The organism is Dyadobacter sp. 3J3, from assembly GCF_009801115.1.
Taxonomy (GTDB): domain Bacteria; phylum Bacteroidota; class Bacteroidia; order Cytophagales; family Spirosomataceae; genus Dyadobacter.
Map to the genome: position 1 here is coordinate 99,450 of NZ_VTOL01000014.1, position 19,611 is coordinate 119,060.

Below are 19,611 nucleotides of genomic sequence, written 5' to 3' on the forward strand. Positions count from 1 at the left end.
GGCAGTCGGCTGTCGGCGATCGGCTGTCGGACAATACAGCGGGAAGCCGATCGCCGAAAGCCGATTACCGAAAGCTATTTAATATAGTCTTTGTGCTTGAAATTCCGTGATTTCGTTTTTCATAGCTTGCAAATAATCAATATCATCGAAACCGTTGATCATATTGTGTTTCTTGTAGCCATTGATATCAAACTTTTCGTTTTCACCGGAAGCAACAATTGTAATTGTTTGTTCCGGAAGATTCACTTCAAGCTCTGCGTTCGGATCTGCTTCGATTGCCAAAAATATTTTATCAAGAAATTCCTCGCTAACCTGAACTGGTAAGATTCCGATATTTAGGGAGTTACCTTTGAATATATCTGCAAAGAAACTCGAAACTACACAACGGAAACCGTAATCGTAGATCGCCCAGGCAGCATGCTCGCGGCTTGATCCGCTTCCGAAGTTGCGTCCGCCTACAAGAATTTTGCCTGAATAAATCGGATTGTTCAAAACAAAATCTTCCTTAGGCGTGTCGTCGCCGTTGTAGCGCCAGTCACGGAAAAGGTTGTCTCCAAATCCTTCGCGTTTAGTCGCTTTAAGGAAACGTGCCGGGATGATCTGATCCGTATCAACGTTTTCAATCGGCAAAGGAACTGCCGTACTTTTTAATATGGTGAATTTATCGTAAGCCATTTTTTTAATGTTTTTAGGTTACACAGAGGTTCACTGAGGTTGAAAGAGGGACGCAGAGATTTTGTTTTTTATCAGACCCAATCTCCGTGGCTCTCTTTTTGAACTCTATGGTTCTCTGGATCACGGTCAATTTATAAATCTTTTTATAGCGTTTTTCAATACTGAAACATTGAAATTGATTAATAAGCCTGCGTTCATTTCGGAAATCTCATATATGTGAGAATTTGAGCTGTATGAACGTTATTAATAATTTCAACACTTTTCAATTCTACTACTACTTGATTTTCAACGATGAAATCCATCCGGTAACCATATTCGATTTGAATTTCTTTATATCGAATAGGTAGAGCCTTTTGTCTTTCAAAATATAAACCCGAATTATTTAATTCGTATGCGAGACATTCTTCATAAGCAGATTCAAGCAATCCGGGACCTAATTCCTTATGAATTTCGATACAACATCCAATAATATCTCCGGTAATTTCATTGATTTCCATTATTAATTTGTGGTTATGATGTAATACCATATACCACAAATTGATACTAGCGTCACACAGGGATGGTTAAAAAATAACCTCTGTGGCCCTCCTTTTAACCGCGCGGCGGCCGCTCTGAGAACCTCTGTGTAACCTAATGCCAATTACAGCAAATCCCGAGGATCCGTAACAACTCCCGTTACCGCCGCCGCAGCTGCTACCAATGGACTAGCCAAAAGCGTACGTGCACCCGGGCCCTGACGACCTTCGAAGTTACGGTTTGACGTACTTACCGCATATTTACCGGCAGGAATTTTGTCATCATTCATCGCTAGACATGCAGAGCACCCTGGCTGACGAAGTTCGAAACCTGCTTCGGTTAAGATATCAAGAATTCCTTCTTCTTTGATCTGCGCTTCGACGATATGTGAACCTGGAACAACCCAAGCCGTAACATTATCCGCTTTTTTACGTCCTTTTACGATGGAAGCAAATGCACGGAAATCTTCGATACGGCCGTTTGTACAGCTACCGATGAAAACGTAGTCAATCTTTTTGCCCAACATCGATTCGTTTTCATGGAAACCCATGTAATTCAATGACTTATCGTATGTTGCTTTTCCCCCTTCAACTTGCTCTGATGTAGGAATATTACGTGAAATTCCCTGACCCATACCCGGATTTGTTCCGTATGTGATCATCGGTTCGATATCTTCTGCGTTGAAAGTATATTCTTTGTCAAAAACAGCATCTGCGTCTGTTTTCAATGTTTTCCAGTAAGCTAGTGCCTTGTCCCATTTCTCGCCTTTTGGAGCTTGCTCGCGACCTTCAATATAATCGAAAGTAGTCTGGTCTGGAGCGATCATACCACCACGGGCACCCATTTCGATACTCATGTTACAAACCGTCATACGGCCTTCCATGCTCATGTTTTCAAAAACATCACCGGCATACTCTACGAAATAACCCGTAGCACCAGCCGTTGTCAATTTTGAAATGACATATAATGTTACGTCTTTCGGAGTAACTGCTTTACCCAATTTACCATTTACGTTTACACGCATTTTCTTTGGTTTTGGCTGCATGATACACTGAGAAGAAAGCACCATTTCAACCTCAGAAGTACCGATACCGAAAGCAATCGCGCCAAATGCACCGTGCGTTGATGTATGCGAATCACCGCAAACAATCGTCATCCCGGGCAAAGTAATACCATTTTCAGGTCCTACAACGTGAACGATACCATTTTTCACATTACCCAAACCCCAGTGTGAAATACCGTATTTTGCTGAGTTTGACTCCAATGCATCCAGCTGTTTTGCTGAAAGTGGATCTTGCACAGGTAGGTGTTGGTTGATAGTTGGTGTGTTGTGGTCAGCCGTTGCGAAAGTACGGTTCGGATAGATTACACCAATATTTCTGCTTTCAAGTCCCAGGAAAGCAACCGGACTGGTTACTTCATGGATAAAATGGCGGTCGATGAAGAACACGTCCGGGCCATCTTCAATTTTACGAACAACGTGTGAATCCCACACTTTGTCAAAAAGGGTATTCGCTTGATTACTCATTCTCAATTTATGGTGAAATAGGTAACTAATATTATAATTTACTGACAGACAGCCAAAAAGGCGCTGCTTAAACCGGAACTTGACCGGTAAAATAATCAGGAGAACAAATTTCATCAGAATACTTCAATTAAGTATAACGGGAAACGTTCAAAAAATAGTGTTTTTGGTTTGAAAAGGTAGGTTGGGCGGAAATCTTTATTGATTTCTGGGAAATTTTTAAAAATAGATAGGAATTGTCCAGTCGAAGACTACCTATGTGAATAACGGATCTTGTCTATTATCCCAGAAAAATAAAATCAGAATTTCATTTCCGTTAACCTCATAGAAAAAGGAGCAGTTTTTATTTATTAGTCCTTTTCGCACAGTCGCCTTTTCTACAATAGACTTAAAAATTAATGGTGTTTGTGAAATCTGATGCAATACTTCAAACATCTTTACTTCAAACTTACCCGCGACTTTATCACCCCAGCCGGTTTGAATCTGTTCAAAAATTGCTTCGTAAGTTTCAATCGCAGTTTGTGTCAGAATAATTTCATACCTCATCTCAAAGAGGAACGTCTTTGCTTAAATTCGTTAAGCGACATTGTTTTTCCCTCGGTCACATCTTTCAGGCCTTTTTCGATGCCTGCGATTACATGATTTGGAAGGAAGTCGCTTCTTTTTTCAAACGTGACATGCATTGCTTCAAGAAAAGCAATAATTGCTTTTTCTTGCTCTTTTGTCGGGTGGATGATTAGTGTTTCCAAGTTGTGTGTAGTTTTATATTACAGGGAGTATAGACAAAGATAACAAATTGATTCAGAATAAAATTATACTGAATTACCCATGCTTCTTAGGCGTCACCCCAAACTTTTCCTTATACATTTTTATAAAATGTGAAACACTTTCATAGCCAATTTCCGTGCTGATTTCCGTAACGTTTTTCGTATTATTTCGTAATAAAAAGTCGGCATAATCTAGCCTTTTATTTTTTAGCCAAAGGGCAGGTGAGGTTTTGAATTCTTCCTGAAAATCTCGTTTGAAGGCAGACAAACTTCTGCCCGATAATCTGGCGAGTTCGTTCAGAGTAAGCGGTTTGAGATAATAACTGTTCATCAAAAACGACAGATCTACTTTTTCTCCAATATACAAACTGTAAAGATTTGCTCTCAGTTGTCTTGATTTGTCCAATTCCAGCAGGTGTAGCAATAATTCCTGGAATTTGAGCCGGAGAAAATGGTTTTTCAATTCTGTTCTTGACTTGAAATAGGGAAAGACAGATTGAATGAACTTTTCGAAGTTCTCATCTGATTTTAGGGGCAGAATGGGATTTTCAAGAGTATTTGTCGCTTCGTCAGCATTAAAAAGTTCCGGGTGAAGATTGACAAACTCTTTCAGCAACTTTTCATCAAAAAAGAAAACAAGGCTTTTGTAAGATTCATTGATTGATTCCGACATCAGATAAAAACCGCGCTGAATGAACAGAATATCTCCCTTTTCAACATAAACTTCCTGCGTCGGGCTACTGAACTTTTTCTCTCCTTCCAGAACCACAATCACTGCATGTTCCTCAAAAAAAACCTCGTAACGGGAAGGATATACCTCATTGCGATAGGCAACGAAAGTCATATCCTGAATCTTTAAAGACTCAAATTCCTGGGAGCTTATGTGGGTTGGGACGCGTAACAAAGGTTTTCAATTATTGTTCTCTTTCAATAATTAACTTTATCCAAAGTAGATTGAAAGGAACTTCTGTTAAAATGGCGTCCCAGAGAAGAGCATAATCAATTCCCCAATAATGGTGAATCATACGATCTCGCAATCCTGCAAATCCACGCCAGTCAAATAAAGGGTATCTAATTCTGACCTCATCGGGTACTCTTTTGCAAGCTTCGCCAATTATTTCAAAACTTCTAACAATTGCTTTTGTTAGCAAATCATTATTTATAAACTCCTCAAAGTCCAGCTTAGATGTATTTTTTTCAATAAAAATAAGCTCACCCTCAATATGCTGCAAAAACTCAATCAGTGAAGGTGACATATTCTATTTCTTCTTGAACGTTTCTTTTTACAAATGAAGCTAACGACTCCCAAGTCATAAGTTCAACTTTTCTATTTAGTAAAGTTTCCAGATAATCTGCAAGGTTCATGAAATTTCGATAGGTTTTTTTTCCTTCCTTAAATTCAACAATAAGATCAACGTCACTTCCCTCTTTTTGTTCTTCACGAACAAATGATCCAAAAAGGCCAATTCTTTCTGCACCCAATTGTTGAATAGCTGGCTTGTGATTTTGAATCAACCGAAACACCTCTTGCTTGTTTTGTACCATCTGAGATTTGGATTACTAAACTTAAAGTTAACAATTAATAGCCATATCTGATACTTAATAATCTAAACCATAAACTGAAACAAATCAGGCTGATCATTCAAATATTCATACACTATCCGATTCTCATTCATTCGCTCGATCAACGGCTCAAAGTCTTCACGATTTTTTAGTTCGATACCTACCAATGCAGGCCCTTGTTCACGGTTCGTTTTCTTGACATATTCAAATCGTGCGATGTCATCATTAGGTCCAAGCACATTCAAAAATTCACGGAACGCGCCTGAGCGTTGTGGGAAACGGATGATGAAATAATGTTTTAATCCTTCGTAAAGCAGCGAGCGCTCCTTAATTTCTTCTGTGCGTGTGATATCATTATTTCCGCCACTGATTAAAGCGACAACATTTTTTCCTTTAATTTCGTCTTTCACCATATCCAGCGCAGCAACGGTTAATGCACCAGCCGGTTCGGCTACAATCGCTTCTTCGTTATATAATTGAAGAATTGTCGAGCAAACTTTACCTTCCGGCACCAGTAGAACTTTATCCAGACTTTTACTGCAAATCTCAAACGTGATATCTCCCGCCCGACGAACAGCGGCGCCGTCCACAAATTTGTCAATATGGTCGAGCGTTACAACATGGCCTTCTTCAATGGATTTCTGCATCGTTGGAGAACCAAGCGGTTCCACGCCAATTAACTGTGTTTTTGGTGAAAGTTGTTTGAAAACCGTTGAAATGCCTGAGGCTAATCCGCCTCCTCCAATCGCCATCAACAGATAATCAATCCTGAAATTGGCATCTTTAAATATTTCCAATCCCACAGTTCCTTGTCCTTCAATAACCTGCAAATCATCAAAAGGATGGACAAAAGTGGCATTGTTTTCTTTTTGATATTCAACTGAAGCATGGTAGGCGTCGTCGTAAGTATCACCTACCAAGTGCACATCGACCCATTCTTTACCAAATAAACGAACCTGTTTTACCTTTTGTGCCGGTGTTGTTGTTGGCATAAAAATGGCGCCTTTCACTTCCATTTTCCGACATGCATAAGCAACGCCCTGTGCATGATTTCCTGCACTTGCGCAAACTACACCTCCGGCTAATGCCTCGGCACTCAGACTCGCCATTTTATTATAAGCGCCTCTGATTTTATACGAACGAACCGTTTGAAGGTCTTCTCTTTTTAAATAGATATTAGCTTCATACTGCTCCGAAAGATGAGCATTGTAAAGTAATGGAGTATGATTGATGATTCCGCGAAGCCGTTCGGCAGCGAGAAAAATGTTGTCGAGTGTTGGTGATGTTTGAGATGAAGAATTCATTATTTCGGAGTGCAATGACTATTTATTGACCAAAAAACAATTCAAAAATTACTTTTGGATCTTTATTAAGGTGTTCAGCAATATCTTTAACGATACCACGTAAAGTATTTATTTTTATGGGTTTGTGATTGGGGATATTAGTATAATGTTGAAGGATTAGCGATATCAAAATGACATTCAAGAGCTTCCAGAATATTAATTTTAAGTGCTTCCATAGTTTCTGCCTCTGTAAAAATGGATTCCCCTAACGCTCTGGCCGTATATCCACCTTCTTCGGCTTGATTTATTAAAAAAACTATTTCCTTCATGATATTGTCTTAGTTGCTTACCAAATATACATTTTTTGAATCAGACAGCAATTTGAACTGCCATATTAACAGTTTGAGCAAATGATACTCAATCACAAAATCTAAATTGATAAAATATGGAGAAAAAAAGATTTAGAAGCTAAAAAAACACCCCTGACTCTTAACGAAATCAGGGGTATATATTTCTCAAATTTCTAAAAGAAATCTGACTTAAAATCAATGAATTATCCGCGCTCCGGACGAAGGCTACGTACAGTAGCACCTGCCTGCCAGATTTCTGATTCACGAAGTTCAGCCAATTCTTCTTCCAATTTCACACGGTAGTCAGGTTGTGAGTTACGTGTGATGGAAATAGTAGCTTGTTCGCCTGATTTTACAGAGTTGTAAAGCTGTTCGAAAACAGGCTTAGTAGCATCACGGAATGGTTTCCACCAGTCCAACGCACCACGTTGCGCTGTTGTAGAGCAGTTTGCGTACATCCAGTCCATACCGTTTTCAGCAACAAGAGGCATCAATGATTGAGTCAATTCTTCAACTGTTTCATTGAAAGCTTCTGATGGCGTGTGTCCGTTTGAACGAAGCACTTCATACTGAGCAGCAAAAATTCCCTGGATAGCACCCATCAAAGTTCCACGCTCACCTGTAAGGTCAGATGTTACTTCACGGTAGAAATCAGTTTCGAACAAATATCCTGAACCAACACCGATACCCATAGCGATACATTTTTCACGTGCTTTACCGGTTGCATCCTGGAACACAGCGAAAGATGAGTTCAAACCTTTTCCTTCTACGAACAAACGACGAAGAGAAGTTCCTGATCCTTTTGGTGCGACAAGATATACATCTACGTCGGCAGGAGGAATAATTCCAGTTTGGTCTTTATAAGTTACACCGAAACCATGTGAGAAATACAATGATTTTCCGGCAGTCAAATTAGCCTTAACAGTTGGCCATAATTCGATTTGAGCGGCGTCAGAAAGAAGGTAGCAAATGATTGTTCCTTTTGCCAAAGCTTCTTCAAGTTCGAAAAGTGTTTCGCCAGGAACCCATCCGTCAGCAATCGCTTTGTCCCATGATTTTCCACCTTTACGTTGTCCAACGATTACGTTAAATCCGTTGTCACGCATGTTTAAGCTTTGACCAGGACCTTGAACACCGTATCCGATCACGGCAATGGTTTCAGTAGATAGTACTTCGCGAGCTTTTTCTAGTGGGAACTCTTCGCGGGTAACTACTTCTTCTTCGACCCCGCCGAAATTTAATTTTGCCATTGATTATTAATTGAATTATTGATTACTTAATTAAAGGACAATATTACTAAAAATGGATTTGATATTTCTTTGTTAACATTTGCCAGACATGCAACTCCTAAGGAGTTTTGCCAAAGCTGGAATTATTTGGTTCTACAAACAGGCAGCCCTTCCAGGGCTAATCGCTTTATTTCATAAACAGGTTGCTCTTTCCTGGCGTTTGCCTGTTCAAATTGCTTAATCAAGCGCTTCGGAGAAGCATTCTGTTTATAGCAATCATTGCTTATTATTCTAAAAATGGGCTCTGGAAGTGCCTCCTGATTTAGAATAAGGCATGAGCGCAATTCCTACATATAATATTCCCACTCCGCTTCCGGCAGGTAATCCACCAGTGTCTGAGGAGATTTGCTTACCGCAACTCGCCCCGAGCGTACAAATTCAAGGATTTCGTGCGGTTTGATATAGTTGAAGAATTCGAAAATTTCTTCTTCTGTACCTGTTTTCTGAATGATCACATAAGTCAGGTGCCAGTATACAACCCAGGCTTTGTACGTTTTATTAATCGTTTCAATATCAAGCGGTTTTGCACCGATTGGCGTTGAAATTTTAAACATCGCGATTTCATTGTAAGCGATATCGTCGTTCAGATAACCGAAAACGGCAAGCACTTCGATGATCTTACGGATCTGACGAACAAGTTTTTCCACAGCTTCGCGTGATTCATGACGAATGACGATGGTGAAGCGGGATATTCCCTTACGTTCCGTTTCCGAAACCGTCAGACTTTCAATATTAATCCGGCGACGGGTGAAAATGGTTGTAATCTTATTTAATATCCCAATCGTATTTTCCGTAAATACGCAAATGGTGTAAGTTGTCATGATTCTTTAATGTCTAGTGAAAAAATGCAAGTGATTTCTGAAAATTCATTTACATTATTCCAGTCTGATATCCGCTACACAAGCTCCGGTTGGAACCATCGGGAATACGTTTTCTTCTTTTTCAACCATTACTTCCAGTAAATATGGTTTGTCGGAAGCAAGCATTTTATCAAGCGAATCGTTAAGATCTTCTCTCGCACCGCAGGTATGTCCGTCTATACCAAAACCTTTTGCAATCGTGATAAAATCAGGGTTTTGAAGCTCAACAAATGAATAGCGTTTTGCATGAAAAAGCTGTTGCCATTGACGAACCATGCCCAGGAAATTGTTATTCAAAATGATGATTTTCACAGGCAAGCCACTTTGTGCAATCGTTCCTAATTCCTGAATCGTCATCTGGAAACAACCGTCACCAATAATTGCAACAACCTCACGTTCAGGTGCGCCTACTTTTGCTCCAAAAGCTGCCGGAAGCGCATAACCCATCGTTCCTAATCCACCCGAAGTGATGAATGAATTCGCTTTTTTGAACTGATAATAACGCGCCGTCATCATCTGGTGCTGACCAACATCGGCTACAACTACCGCCTCACCTTTTGTTTTATTGGAAAGCGTACGGATAACTTCCGCCATTTTTATTTTTTCCGTAGTCGGAGCAAGTTCTGGCTGCGTGATTTTTTCGTCCTCAATCGCATCGAATTTTTTGAATTCTGCTCTCCACGCTTCGTGATTATTTTCTTTCACGAGTGGTAAAAGCATTTCAAGAGCGCGTTTTGCATCACCTACTACCGGTGCGTCTGCTTTTTTAATTTTATCAATTTCTGCCGGATCAATTTCGATATGAATAACTTTGGCTTGTTTCGCATAACGGCTCAAATCACCCGTCACACGGTCATCGAAACGCATACCAATGGCAATAATTAAATCACATTGGTTAGTCAATACGTTCGTACCGTAGTTTCCGTGCATGCCTAACCAGCCCACATAATTCGGGTGGTCAACAGAAACCGAGGAAAGTCCTAACAAGGTTGAAGCCGCAGGCACGTCTGTTTTTTCAATGAATTGCAATAATTCCTTTTCTGCATGAGCGATTTGTACGCCATGGCCGAAAAATAAAAACGGACGTTTAGATTCGTTAATAAGCTTAGCAGCCGCTTCCACCTGCTCTTCTTTTGGCGACAAGCGTGGACGATAGCTAAGCAGTTTTTCGCATTTTTTATAGTCAAATGGTTTTGACATCAATTTCAGCTGCGCGTCTTTTGTGATGTCAATCAATACAGGACCAGGACGGCCAGATTTTGCTATATAAAATGCTTTGGCAATAATCTCAGGAATTTCATCCGGATTGGTGATCTGGTAATTCCATTTTGTAATTGGAATGGTAACACCCATAATATCCGTTTCCTGAAAAGCATCCGTTCCCAGCAAATGAGATCCAACCTGACCAACGATGCAAACCATCGGTGTTGAATCAATAATTGCATCTGCAATTCCGGTTACCAGATTTGTAGCGCCCGGGCCTGATGTTGCCAAACATATCCCAACCTCGCCGGTGATGCGGGCAAAACCTTCGGCTGCGTGTGCGGCACCTTGCTCATGACGTACTAGAATATGATTAATTTGTTCCTGATAATCATAAATTGCATCGTAAACCGGCATGATCGCACCGCCCGGATATCCAAAGATCGTTTTGACGCCTTCGATAATCAATGACTGGATCAGTGCATGAGAACCGTTGATCAGTTCTGGTGCTGCTACCGAAACAGGCCGCTCAGCGATTCCGGTTTTTTGTGTTTGGTTTTCATTAAATTCCATGACCTCTACTTATTTAGTCGGATGAATTTTTTCAATCTCAATTTTATAATTCGTGTTTTCGCATTGAGAAAACAGTTCTATCCATTTTCGGAGGATTGTCCAGGTCGAATTGGAAAGCATTACTATTGAGATAGTTAGCCGCCATCAATCTTTCAACTGACGTTTTTGGCTGATTTCTCGCATAGTATTTTTCAGTTTCTTCATGTGTTCCGGCATGAAAAGCTGTTCTGTCCAATTTGAATGTTTGTTCGTCCACTCCGTTTTAGTATGTCAAAATTTCGTTCAGGCCAATTTTAACCTGACGCAATTCATCATCAGTTATTTGGCCGATTTTATTAATCAAGCGACTTTTGCTAATAGTCCTTACCTGAAATGAAATTATTTCAGAATCCTGCTCCAACCGGTTTACATGGTCTTTTTTCAAAATCACACAACCAGCAAAATTTTTGATTTTTGATGACAAAGGGCAAACAATTCCGATATCCAAATGATCATTCATTGTGTTGCCACTGATGATTACAACTGGTCTTTTGCCACGCTGTTCGCTGCCTTGCACCGGATTTAAGTCAGCCCACCAGATTTCTCTTTGTTTCATTCTTCAATCATTTTTAGATAATCTTCCAAGCCATCCTCGGCAAGTTCAATTATCTCCGGCTCTCCCTTTGCTTTTTTAAAAGAGGCTATGTATTCTGCTTTTTTTATTTCTTCGAAATAATGATTAAGCGCCGTTTCAATAACATCTTTTTTGCTTGTCTTCAACTTGGTTGCTACGGACTCTAATTCCTTGAGTAGTGTGTCCGGTAATTTGCTGGTGTATGTGACTTGCATAGTTGTAAATACTTTTTGTAAATATAAACAATATTTATGCTTCGTCAGTAACACATCCCTCACTGGCAGATTTTACCGTTCGGATATATCTTCCCAGCATACCTTTTGTGAATTTTGGCTCTGGTTGTACCCATGCTGCTTTACGTGTCGCCATTTCCTCGTCAGAAATATGAACCGTAAGCTGGCGCGTATTTGCGTCAATGGTAATTCTGTCGCCATCTTTTACAAGCGCGATTGGTCCGCCATCAAAAGCTTCCGGAGTAATATGTCCTACCACAAATCCGTGTGTTCCTCCTGAGAAACGCCCATCTGTAATCAATGCAATTTTATCACCCAGCCCGGCTCCCATCACCGCAGAAGTTGGTTTCAACATTTCTGACATACCTGGTCCGCCTTTTGGTCCTGCGTTACGGATTACAACCACGTGACCTGCTTTAATTTCGCCTTTGGAAAGCATGGTAATAATTTCTGTTTCATGCTCGCAGATTTTTGCTTCGCCGTCGAAAGTCAAACCTTCCTTTCCAGTAATTTTCGCAACAGAACCCGTTGGAGCCAAATTGCCATATAAAATCTGAATGTGTCCCGAAGCTTTGATCGGAGATTCCAGAGGGAAAATAATTTTTTGTGTATCAAAATCAAGATCCGGTGCTTCGGCTAAATCTTCTGCCAATGTTTTACCTGTCACAGTCAAACATTCACCATGAATCATTCCTTTTGAATACAAATATTTCATTACCGCAGGAACTCCACCAATTTCAAGGATGTCTTCCATGAAATATTTTCCACTTGGTTTAAGATCGGCGATAAAAGGAACTTTGTTCGAAATTGCCTGAATATCATCCAGTGTCAAAGGAAGATCTGCTGCGCGGGCAATCGCAAGAAAGTGCAATGCTGCGTTCGTAGAACCACCCAATGCCATAACCAGTGTCAAAGCATTTTCAAGCGATTTTTTTGTGATAATGTCTCTTGGTGTAATGTTCAGTTCAAGCAAGTTTTTCATTGCCGCACCGATTTTTTTACATTCTTCCTGTTTGCCGGTATGCGTCGCTGGATAAGAGCTGCTGAATGGCAAACTTAATCCCATTGCTTCAATCGAAGCTGCCATTGTATTTGCAGTATACATACCGCCACAAGCACCCTGGCCAGGAATTGAATTTTGTATTACGCCTTTAAAATCTTCGTCAGAAATATTGTTAGCGAATTTTTTACCAAGTGCTTCAAAAGCAGAAACAATATCCAGTTTTTGTCCTTTCCAATGTCCGGAACGTATTGTTCCGCCATAGACCATTATCGCAGGACGATCCAGACGCGCCATGGCCATAACGGCGCCGGGCATATTTTTATCACAACCCACAACAGCGATCACACCATCATACCATTGCGCAGCAACAACTGTTTCAATTGAATCTGCAATAATATCACGGCTCGGAAGTGAATAACGCATTCCGTCGTTTCCGTTTGTCATACCATCGGAAACGCCAATGGTATTGAAGATCAGGCCGACCATGTTATTAGCCGTAATTCCTTGTTTTACATAAACAGAAAGACCGTTTAAGTGCATATTACAAGGGTTTCCTTCGTAACCTGTACTGGCAATTCCAATTTGTGGTTTTGCCATATCCTCTTCTTTTAATCCAATGCCGTAAAGCATCGCCTGAGCTGCCGGATTAGTAACTTCCTGGGTTAGGGTTTTCGAAAATCTGTTTAGTTCTGTCGCCATGGTGAATTGATATAATAAAAAAACACCTCACTCAGCGGGTGAGTGAGGTGCGGATATATGCCGTTAACATCTCACTCACGTCGGGGACGTGACTACAATCAGGAGGAAGATGGAACGTACGATTAACATAAATCAATAGGAAAACGTAAATATTACTTTTAGCGAAATTTCGCTAACTTTAACTTGGTGTTACAAATTAGGAGCCTATCTTTTTATTTTCCAAATTTTAGGCCAAATATTTGCCGATATACTTAGATAAATCCCATATTATTTATTTGGTAAAGGATCGTTCACAGAAAATAATTAATTTTGGATTTCAATCAATGCAACATTCCATGCTTACAACCGAATCGTCGTCTTTATATAATGATCTTGATCAGATGAGTGTCAATGAAATTTTGAACTCCATTAATCGCGAAGATCAAACCGTTCCGAATGCTGTTCAAAAGGTAATTCCTCAGATAGAAGCGCTCATCGAGCAGATTGTTCCGCGTATGAAAAAAGGCGGACGTTTATTTTATATCGGTGCCGGAACAAGCGGCCGCCTTGGTGTCGTGGATGCTTCAGAATGCCCGCCCACATTTGGTGTTCCTTTTGATCTGGTTGTTGGCATTATTGCCGGCGGTGATATTGCAATCAGAAAAGCAGTTGAAAATGCTGAGGACGACTGGAACCAGGCCTGGATTGATTTGGATGCATATCATTTGACCGAAGATGATACCTTAATTGGACTTGCAGCTTCTGGTCGTACGCCATACGTCATTGGTGGTTTAAATGAAGCCAGAAAAGCGGGTTTGTTAACAGGTTGTGTCGTTTGTAATAATAATTCACCAGTGGCAGAAGCATGTGAATTTCCGGTTGAGGTGATTGTTGGTCCTGAATTCCTGACAGGAAGTACAAGAATGAAATCCGGAACTGCTCAAAAACTGGTTCTGAATATGATCTCAACGTCTGTGATGATCCGTTTAGGAAAAGTAAAGGGAAACAAAATGGTGGATATGCAGATGACCAATGAAAAGCTGGTAAACCGTGCTATCCACATGATTATAGATGAATTAGGTGTTTCTCCAGACGAGGCTGAGTCGTTGCTGGATCAATATGGAAGTGTTCGTGGGGCGATTGAGGCTGTGAGAAAATAATGGTTCCTAATCAAATTTTTCATACCATATGAAATGTTTGATTAACTTAAAATATTTTCTATTATACAGTTATATTTTCCGTGTCGTCGCAGATCGGAATTTGTATTTCAATAAAAGAAGAAGGTCAGGAAAACTAGAGAAATCTCTACAATCCTGACCTTCTTTTTGAAATTATTTAAACAATCTTAGATATCCGAATATTCAGTAGGATACATGTAAAAGCTTGTATTTTTTGAAACATTATTCTGGTAATCCGGATTCACTTTCAATTTATTCCACTCTGCATCATCACTGAAAGACTTCCAATGTGCGTCACGATCTGCCTTGTTTTCAAAAGTAGTCATGTACATCAGGTTAGGCTGGTGGCTGCCTGCAATTACTTCACCATAAAAAACGGCATTGAAGTTTAACCTTACAAAAAGTGGAACTTCACCTCCGTCATTAAACATCTTCAATTTATTCTGATAAATTTTTTCCGTATGTCCTTCGTAGCTACGCATTTCATACACGCGCTCATTTTTTGCACTCTTTAAATTGGGTTTTGAATGCGTCGGCATTGTCGTAAACGCCTGTAAAATTGTTGTTTCAATTCGGGTGTAAGGTGGATTTTTAAAAGGAGCATCAATATACTCTTTTCCCGCTGCCAGATATTTAGCATCTTTTTCCATTGTTTTTGGAAGCGCGACTAATTGATCCAGAGAAGCAATTGGCGTAAAAACATAGATCAGTTTTCCACTCATGGAATCCGTCGGTACGGGTTTGAAAACTCCCACGTCTTTAATGCCTGCGCGGTGTGCTGCGGGGATATAGGCATCTTTTAAGTAGTTTTCAACGGTTGTTTCCTGAGTTTTGTCTTTTACGTGGTATATTTTTATCTCATAATATTCTCTTTTCGGAGCACTTGCCATTGCGCCAACGGTTAGAGCCAGCATGAAAAAGCTAAAAAGAAAACTTCGTTTTTGGGGATTGTTCATAAAATAAATAATGCTTTTGGATACGGGATAAGTTTTTAATCGAAAAGAGATGAGATTCAGATTTATACTGTAACAAAAAATGCAGAAACCGGAGCGTCTGCATTTTTTATAAAGATATGTTTTCCAAATCCTAGAATTTAGGACATGAAAGCTGGTGTTTATTACTTCTTGAACGTTTCGGCTTAGGTGTGAGCGGTTCAAAAATATAGGATAGTGAGATTTCATGAGCTCCGCCACTTCCAGCGCCCAAAGTTGAAATCGTTAAGTCATAACTATAACCGATCGAAAATTTATCCTGACGAAAACCAGCCAAAAATACCAGTGATTCATGATTATTAATAGTGGGCTCGTATTTTTTAAAAGGAATTCCGCGGTACCACATACCCAATACCAAAGGTTCGATAGTTACATACATGCCGACATCCAGCTGATCGTATTTTCCCTGTTTTTTGTAAAGGATAGCGGGCGAAATTGTTTTTTCCTTATCAATCTCGTCTCCCAAATATGTATAACCTGCAAAAGGAATTCTCAAACCGGCCTGCAAACTTGCTTTTACCGGAAGCCTTGCTTCAGTACCACTAAATGCCTGATTCGGCCGGTTAATATGATGCGCCGATAAACCCGCCCAATACCAGTCAGAATAGACCATCATACCAGTTGAGAAATCAGCATAACTAACATTTGGGCCGCCTTGTGCAAAAGGATCTGCTGATGGCGTACCGGTAAGTCCGCCGTTATTGTACTGATCACCAAAAGTTAATCCATAATAATCCAACGAGCGTGAAGAAAAACCACCCTGAATACCAAGTCTTAAAGAAGTAACATCATTTAGTGAAATCTGGTATGCATATTGTAAAGCTACATCCGTTGCTTTTAGATTTCCCAAGCCCTGGCTATCCGTTGTGACTTGAATCCCGATACCACTGTTATAGTTTGGAAGAAAAACATCCGCGCCAAAAGAAGCAGTCACAAAATTGGCAGAAAGTGCAGGCCATTGATTCCGGTAATTGGCAGTAAGTCTTGGAGCCAGCGCCCCACCTGCCAAAGCGGGATTGAGGTACAATGGGTTAGCATAAAATTGGGAAAATTGAGGGTCCTGGCTCCAACCTTCGAGGCTGAGCAGTGTCATAAAAATAATAGAGAGTAAACGCTTTATCATACAAAAATAGACTTTGTCCGCTATTTACGGCGAATTGTGTGTAGAGACATAAAAAATTACAAATTTTAATTCACAAATTGTCGCCACATTGCGTATTAATATTCAAATTAGCATGGTTTTTAAGACATTACCACACAAAATTTTAACATATTATTTTCGTTAGAATGATCGGGTAACAAGAATATTAAATGTGGCAGGTAGGGATGATTGATTTAGTAACGAAACATGAGGCGATTTTATAATACACATCGGAAAATATTTTATTCTTTTTTCTTTTTGTTTTTTCTGGTGACAGGATTTGCAAAGGGAGAAACTTTTACCGTAACTGAAAAGTGCGTGCCAAGTCCGGCGTGTGCGGAGGATGGCACTGTGTTTAACGAAGATAATAATAGCAAGGCTACCGCGTGGGCCTGGGATTTCGGGGATGGTGGAAAGGATGATGTTCGAAACCCTTTGCATGCTTATAAAACAGCCGGGTCATTCACTGTTACATTGACCAGAACTTTTGCTGATGGGAGTAAGACAACTGAAACGCAGTTAATTACAATTGGCGAGGTTCCGCCCCCGTTTCAAAAATGGAAAGCAGATACTACGATTTGTCCGGGTCAAACTATTGATTTGAACCCTTATCCTACCAATGCACCAGCTGGCGCAAAATATATTTGGTATCCCAAGGGCGATACTACGCAGATCTTAAAGGTTGATAGTTCCGGTTGTTATTCCGTCCAGGTGATTTTGCCGAATGGTTGTAAGCTCCAGGATAAAGTTAATGTCAAAATCTGTATGGAGCCTACCAATTCGGAAGGTGCCAAATGGTATTTTGGAGCAAATGCAGGGCTTGATTTTAATAATTCCCCTCCGTCGCCCTTAACGGATGGACAGGTTAATTCGGCCGAAGGCGTTTCTTCAATCGCAAATTCCAAAGGTGAATTGCTGTTTTATTCTGATGGAATTACGATTTATAACAAGGATCATAAACAGATGGATTGCTATTTGTTGGCGAATTGTGCGCCTCTTTTAGGAAGCCATACATCAACAGAATCCGTTTTGATTGTGCCTCAGCCAACCTGCCGGGGTTGTGAATATTTATTTAATGTTTTTACAACAACGGATATTCAAGGGACGAAATATCTTACGGTAAGCGTCGTGGATATGCGCCGGAACAATGGAAAAGGTGCGATTATTGAACAAAATACAACTTTACAACAGCCAACAACAGAAAGATTGGCAGCGGTTGAAAATAAAAAAGATACTACGTACTGGGTTGTATCCCACGATTACGGCACGAACAAATTTCGCATTTTTCACGCTACAACCGGTGGTTTGACAGAAACCGGTTCTCCTGAATTGGGTATGGCGCATGATTCTTTGAATAAGGGGGAGGGATATATGAAATTTTCTGCCGCAGATAGTACAACGGGCGAAAGAAGACTTGCTGTGGTAATACCAGGCCCACCTACGAATTACGTAGAATTGTTCAAGTTCAATGATACGACGGGCGTTTTAACATATGATAAATTAATAAATCTTGGTCCCGCCCCACCGATTGCCTACGGAATTGAGTTTTCTTCCAGTGGTGAAAAAATGTACGTCACCTTCCAGGGAGATGGAAAAACGAAATCCTATTTAAAACAATATGACCTCACATTCAGTGATAGCACGCTGGTAGAATCCGCACTGGTTATTGACAGTTCTGCCACACAGAAATATGGAGCTTTACAAATGGCTTCGGACGGCAAAATCTATATGGCTGTTGACGGAAGTGACTATTTGGGGGTAATAGGAAAACCTGAAAGAAATTCTGTAAGTACCATTGAATATAAACTTGAAGGTGTAAATCTTGGAGGTAAAAAAAGTGGTTTAGGATTGCCAAACATGGTACAGGATTTTTCTCAGGAATCATCGGGACCCGGATTTACAGCGGATGGTTTTTGTACGAATGAACCTACGACCTTTGAAGCCGGACCAATTTGTGATCCTAAAAAAGATACGTATAGCTGGATATTTGGAGATGGTTCGGCTTCGCCACCGTCCAAGGAGCAAAAAGTTACGCATACTTACACACAGCCAGGGAGTTACCTCGTAACGCTTTCACAGACAAACGAGTGTACAACAATGGTTACGAAAGATACTGTTGTCATATTCGAGACACCACCAGCAATGAATTTGCGCGCAAACATCGATACCTGCGGACAATACATAAATCTGGATATGGGTATTACCGCGCAGATTTACGAGTGGTATAACAGAGGCAGAATTGTTGGCCGTTCCAGAACATTGAAAGTTACGGCTACCGGCCGCTACATTGCCGTGGCTTATAACGGTCCGCAAAGAGATTGTTTCACTGCTGATACAACAGAAGTCACGTTACGAAAGCCACCGGCATTCGATCTTGGTGCTGATACGACGATGTGCCGCGATAGTTCCATTCTGATTACTGCCCCCGGACTTACGTGGAGGGAATTCTTATGGAATACCGGTGAAACGACACGGAGTATTACCGTTCGTCAGCCTGGTACCTATTTTGTTCAGGTGAAAAACGGAAATGATTGTTATAATGCGGATACGATTCAGGTTGGAGAACTTCCCTCGCCTTTGCTGGGGCTTGCTCCTGAATATTACATCTGTATTCCCGATGGTGGTTCAACCGTGTTGGATGCCAAAGGCGTTGGGGTCATACATTATGAGTGGCCGGCTTCAGGAGACACCACGCAAACGATCATTGTTAATCAAAAAGGAGTTTATACAGTTTTGGGAACCAATAAAGAGGGATGTATTGCGAAAAAATCCACAACTGTTTTTGATCAATGTGAACCCCGGTTCTTTATTCCCGATGCGTTTACTCCCGACGGCAATGGGAAAAATGAGACGCTGGAAGTTTTTGGGGCCTATTACATAAACTATTCGATAAGGATTTATAACCGTTGGGGTGAGGTGATTTATGCCACTAATTCGATAGAAGACCGCTGGGATGGTACTTATAAAGGATTGAAAGTTCAGCCGGGAGTTTATCCTTATATTGTATCATACGAAGCCCAATATTTCCCTGAACGAAATCCTGTTGTCATGCGAGGCTCGGTTATGGTGATCCGTTAAATGTTCGGTTTTGCCAATTAAAACGGTTATTTTTGATCAAATAAACAGGTGCGTTTTTTGTTAAAACGCGATTACTATTGTCAAAAAGCTT

The 19,611-nt window shown here is 40.5% G+C and carries 22 protein-coding genes; 3 read left to right on the forward strand and 19 right to left on the reverse strand.

The window, feature by feature from the left end:
• Nucleotides 1-78: 78 nt before the first annotated feature.
• The 11 genes from leuD to ilvC all read right to left on the reverse strand — a co-directional run bounded on the left by leuD (nucleotide 79) and on the right by ilvC (nucleotide 7,929).
• Nucleotides 79-675, reverse strand: a complete 597-nt coding sequence (gene leuD / locus FZF08_RS25435) for a 3-isopropylmalate dehydratase small subunit (protein ID WP_159475440.1) — start codon at nucleotides 673-675, stop codon at nucleotides 79-81.
• Between the two features lie 194 nt (nucleotides 676-869).
• Nucleotides 870-1,172, reverse strand: a complete 303-nt coding sequence (locus tag FZF08_RS25440; protein ID WP_310590615.1) for a GxxExxY protein — start codon at nucleotides 1,170-1,172, stop codon at nucleotides 870-872.
• 143 nt (nucleotides 1,173-1,315) lie between these two features.
• Entirely contained in the window at nucleotides 1,316-2,719 is a 1,404-nt protein-coding gene (gene leuC / locus FZF08_RS25445; protein ID WP_159475443.1) for a 3-isopropylmalate dehydratase large subunit, read from the reverse strand.
• Between the two features lie 252 nt (nucleotides 2,720-2,971).
• The gene (locus FZF08_RS25450; protein WP_159475446.1) at nucleotides 2,972-3,262 is read right to left on the reverse strand and encodes a type II toxin-antitoxin system RelE/ParE family toxin; all 291 of its coding nucleotides are present in this window, start codon (nucleotides 3,260-3,262) and stop codon (nucleotides 2,972-2,974) included.
• Nucleotides 3,259-3,465 carry a DUF2683 family protein gene (locus FZF08_RS25455; protein ID WP_159475449.1) on the reverse strand — a complete coding sequence of 69 codons (207 nt, stop codon included), beginning with the start codon at nucleotides 3,463-3,465 and terminating at the stop codon, nucleotides 3,259-3,261. Before FZF08_RS25455 ends, FZF08_RS25450 begins: the two co-directional genes overlap by 4 nt.
• Nucleotides 3,466-3,538: 73 nt before the next feature.
• Nucleotides 3,539-4,387, reverse strand: coding sequence for a helix-turn-helix transcriptional regulator (locus tag FZF08_RS25460; protein WP_159475452.1), 849 nt, complete (start codon nucleotides 4,385-4,387; stop codon nucleotides 3,539-3,541).
• Between the two features lie 10 nt (nucleotides 4,388-4,397).
• Nucleotides 4,398-4,739, reverse strand: coding sequence for a DUF86 domain-containing protein (locus FZF08_RS25465; protein WP_159475455.1), 342 nt, complete (start codon nucleotides 4,737-4,739; stop codon nucleotides 4,398-4,400).
• Nucleotides 4,720-5,028: a nucleotidyltransferase family protein gene (locus FZF08_RS25470; protein ID WP_159475458.1), complete on the reverse strand. Its 309-nt coding sequence runs from the start codon at nucleotides 5,026-5,028 to the stop codon at nucleotides 4,720-4,722. The genes FZF08_RS25465 and FZF08_RS25470 overlap by 20 nt, the downstream gene beginning before the upstream one ends.
• A gap of 62 nt (nucleotides 5,029-5,090) precedes the next feature.
• Nucleotides 5,091-6,350 carry a threonine ammonia-lyase IlvA gene (gene ilvA / locus FZF08_RS25475; protein ID WP_159475461.1) on the reverse strand — a complete coding sequence of 420 codons (1,260 nt, stop codon included), beginning with the start codon at nucleotides 6,348-6,350 and terminating at the stop codon, nucleotides 5,091-5,093.
• 137 nt (nucleotides 6,351-6,487) lie between these two features.
• Nucleotides 6,488-6,658 carry a 2-oxoisovalerate dehydrogenase gene (locus FZF08_RS25480; protein WP_159475464.1) on the reverse strand — a complete coding sequence of 57 codons (171 nt, stop codon included), beginning with the start codon at nucleotides 6,656-6,658 and terminating at the stop codon, nucleotides 6,488-6,490.
• Between the two features lie 224 nt (nucleotides 6,659-6,882).
• A complete protein-coding gene (ilvC, locus tag FZF08_RS25485; protein ID WP_159475467.1) occupies nucleotides 6,883-7,929 on the reverse strand; it encodes a ketol-acid reductoisomerase in 1,047 nt (348 codons plus the stop codon).
• An 88-nt stretch (nucleotides 7,930-8,017) separates the two neighbouring features.
• Between ilvC and FZF08_RS32115 the strand changes: the two genes are divergently transcribed.
• A complete protein-coding gene (locus tag FZF08_RS32115) occupies nucleotides 8,018-8,149 on the forward strand; it encodes a hypothetical protein (protein ID WP_255463704.1) in 132 nt (43 codons plus the stop codon).
• Nucleotides 8,150-8,255: 106 nt separating this feature from the next.
• Here the strand turns inward: FZF08_RS32115 and ilvN are convergent, their stop codons facing one another.
• The 6 genes from ilvN to ilvD are packed head-to-tail and all read right to left on the reverse strand — an operon-like array spanning nucleotide 8,256 to nucleotide 13,152.
• Nucleotides 8,256-8,789: an acetolactate synthase small subunit gene (gene ilvN, locus FZF08_RS25490; RefSeq protein WP_159475470.1), complete on the reverse strand. Its 534-nt coding sequence runs from the start codon at nucleotides 8,787-8,789 to the stop codon at nucleotides 8,256-8,258.
• A 54-nt stretch (nucleotides 8,790-8,843) separates the two neighbouring features.
• Nucleotides 8,844-10,604: a biosynthetic-type acetolactate synthase large subunit gene (ilvB, locus tag FZF08_RS25495; protein WP_159475473.1), complete on the reverse strand. Its 1,761-nt coding sequence runs from the start codon at nucleotides 10,602-10,604 to the stop codon at nucleotides 8,844-8,846.
• 43 nt (nucleotides 10,605-10,647) lie between these two features.
• A complete protein-coding gene (locus FZF08_RS25500; protein WP_159475476.1) occupies nucleotides 10,648-10,860 on the reverse strand; it encodes a hypothetical protein in 213 nt (70 codons plus the stop codon).
• 6 nt (nucleotides 10,861-10,866) lie between these two features.
• Entirely contained in the window at nucleotides 10,867-11,199 is a 333-nt protein-coding gene (locus FZF08_RS25505; RefSeq protein ID WP_159475479.1) for a type II toxin-antitoxin system PemK/MazF family toxin, read from the reverse strand.
• Complete coding sequence (locus FZF08_RS25510; RefSeq protein WP_159475482.1) at nucleotides 11,196-11,432, reverse strand: CopG family transcriptional regulator; 237 nt, start codon at nucleotides 11,430-11,432, stop codon at nucleotides 11,196-11,198. Before FZF08_RS25510 ends, FZF08_RS25505 begins: the two co-directional genes overlap by 4 nt.
• A gap of 34 nt (nucleotides 11,433-11,466) precedes the next feature.
• Nucleotides 11,467-13,152 carry a dihydroxy-acid dehydratase gene (gene ilvD / locus FZF08_RS25515; RefSeq protein WP_159475485.1) on the reverse strand — a complete coding sequence of 562 codons (1,686 nt, stop codon included), beginning with the start codon at nucleotides 13,150-13,152 and terminating at the stop codon, nucleotides 11,467-11,469.
• 335 nt (nucleotides 13,153-13,487) lie between these two features.
• Between ilvD and murQ the strand changes: the two genes are divergently transcribed.
• A complete protein-coding gene (murQ, locus tag FZF08_RS25520) occupies nucleotides 13,488-14,291 on the forward strand; it encodes an N-acetylmuramic acid 6-phosphate etherase (protein WP_159475488.1) in 804 nt (267 codons plus the stop codon).
• 185 nt (nucleotides 14,292-14,476) lie between these two features.
• Here the strand turns inward: murQ and FZF08_RS25525 are convergent, their stop codons facing one another.
• Both FZF08_RS25525 and FZF08_RS25530 read right to left on the reverse strand, forming a co-directional pair.
• Nucleotides 14,477-15,265, reverse strand: coding sequence for an NIPSNAP family protein (locus FZF08_RS25525; RefSeq protein ID WP_159475491.1), 789 nt, complete (start codon nucleotides 15,263-15,265; stop codon nucleotides 14,477-14,479).
• Nucleotides 15,266-15,395: 130 nt separating this feature from the next.
• On the reverse strand, nucleotides 15,396-16,424 hold the full coding sequence (locus FZF08_RS25530; protein ID WP_159475494.1) for a type IX secretion system membrane protein PorP/SprF: 1,029 nt from the start codon (nucleotides 16,422-16,424) through the stop codon (nucleotides 15,396-15,398).
• Between the two features lie 225 nt (nucleotides 16,425-16,649).
• On the opposite strand from FZF08_RS25530, the gene FZF08_RS25535 reads away from it, so the two are divergent.
• Nucleotides 16,650-19,520: a PKD domain-containing protein gene (locus tag FZF08_RS25535; protein WP_159475497.1), complete on the forward strand. Its 2,871-nt coding sequence runs from the start codon at nucleotides 16,650-16,652 to the stop codon at nucleotides 19,518-19,520.
• The last annotated feature ends 91 nt before the right edge of the window (nucleotides 19,521-19,611 follow it).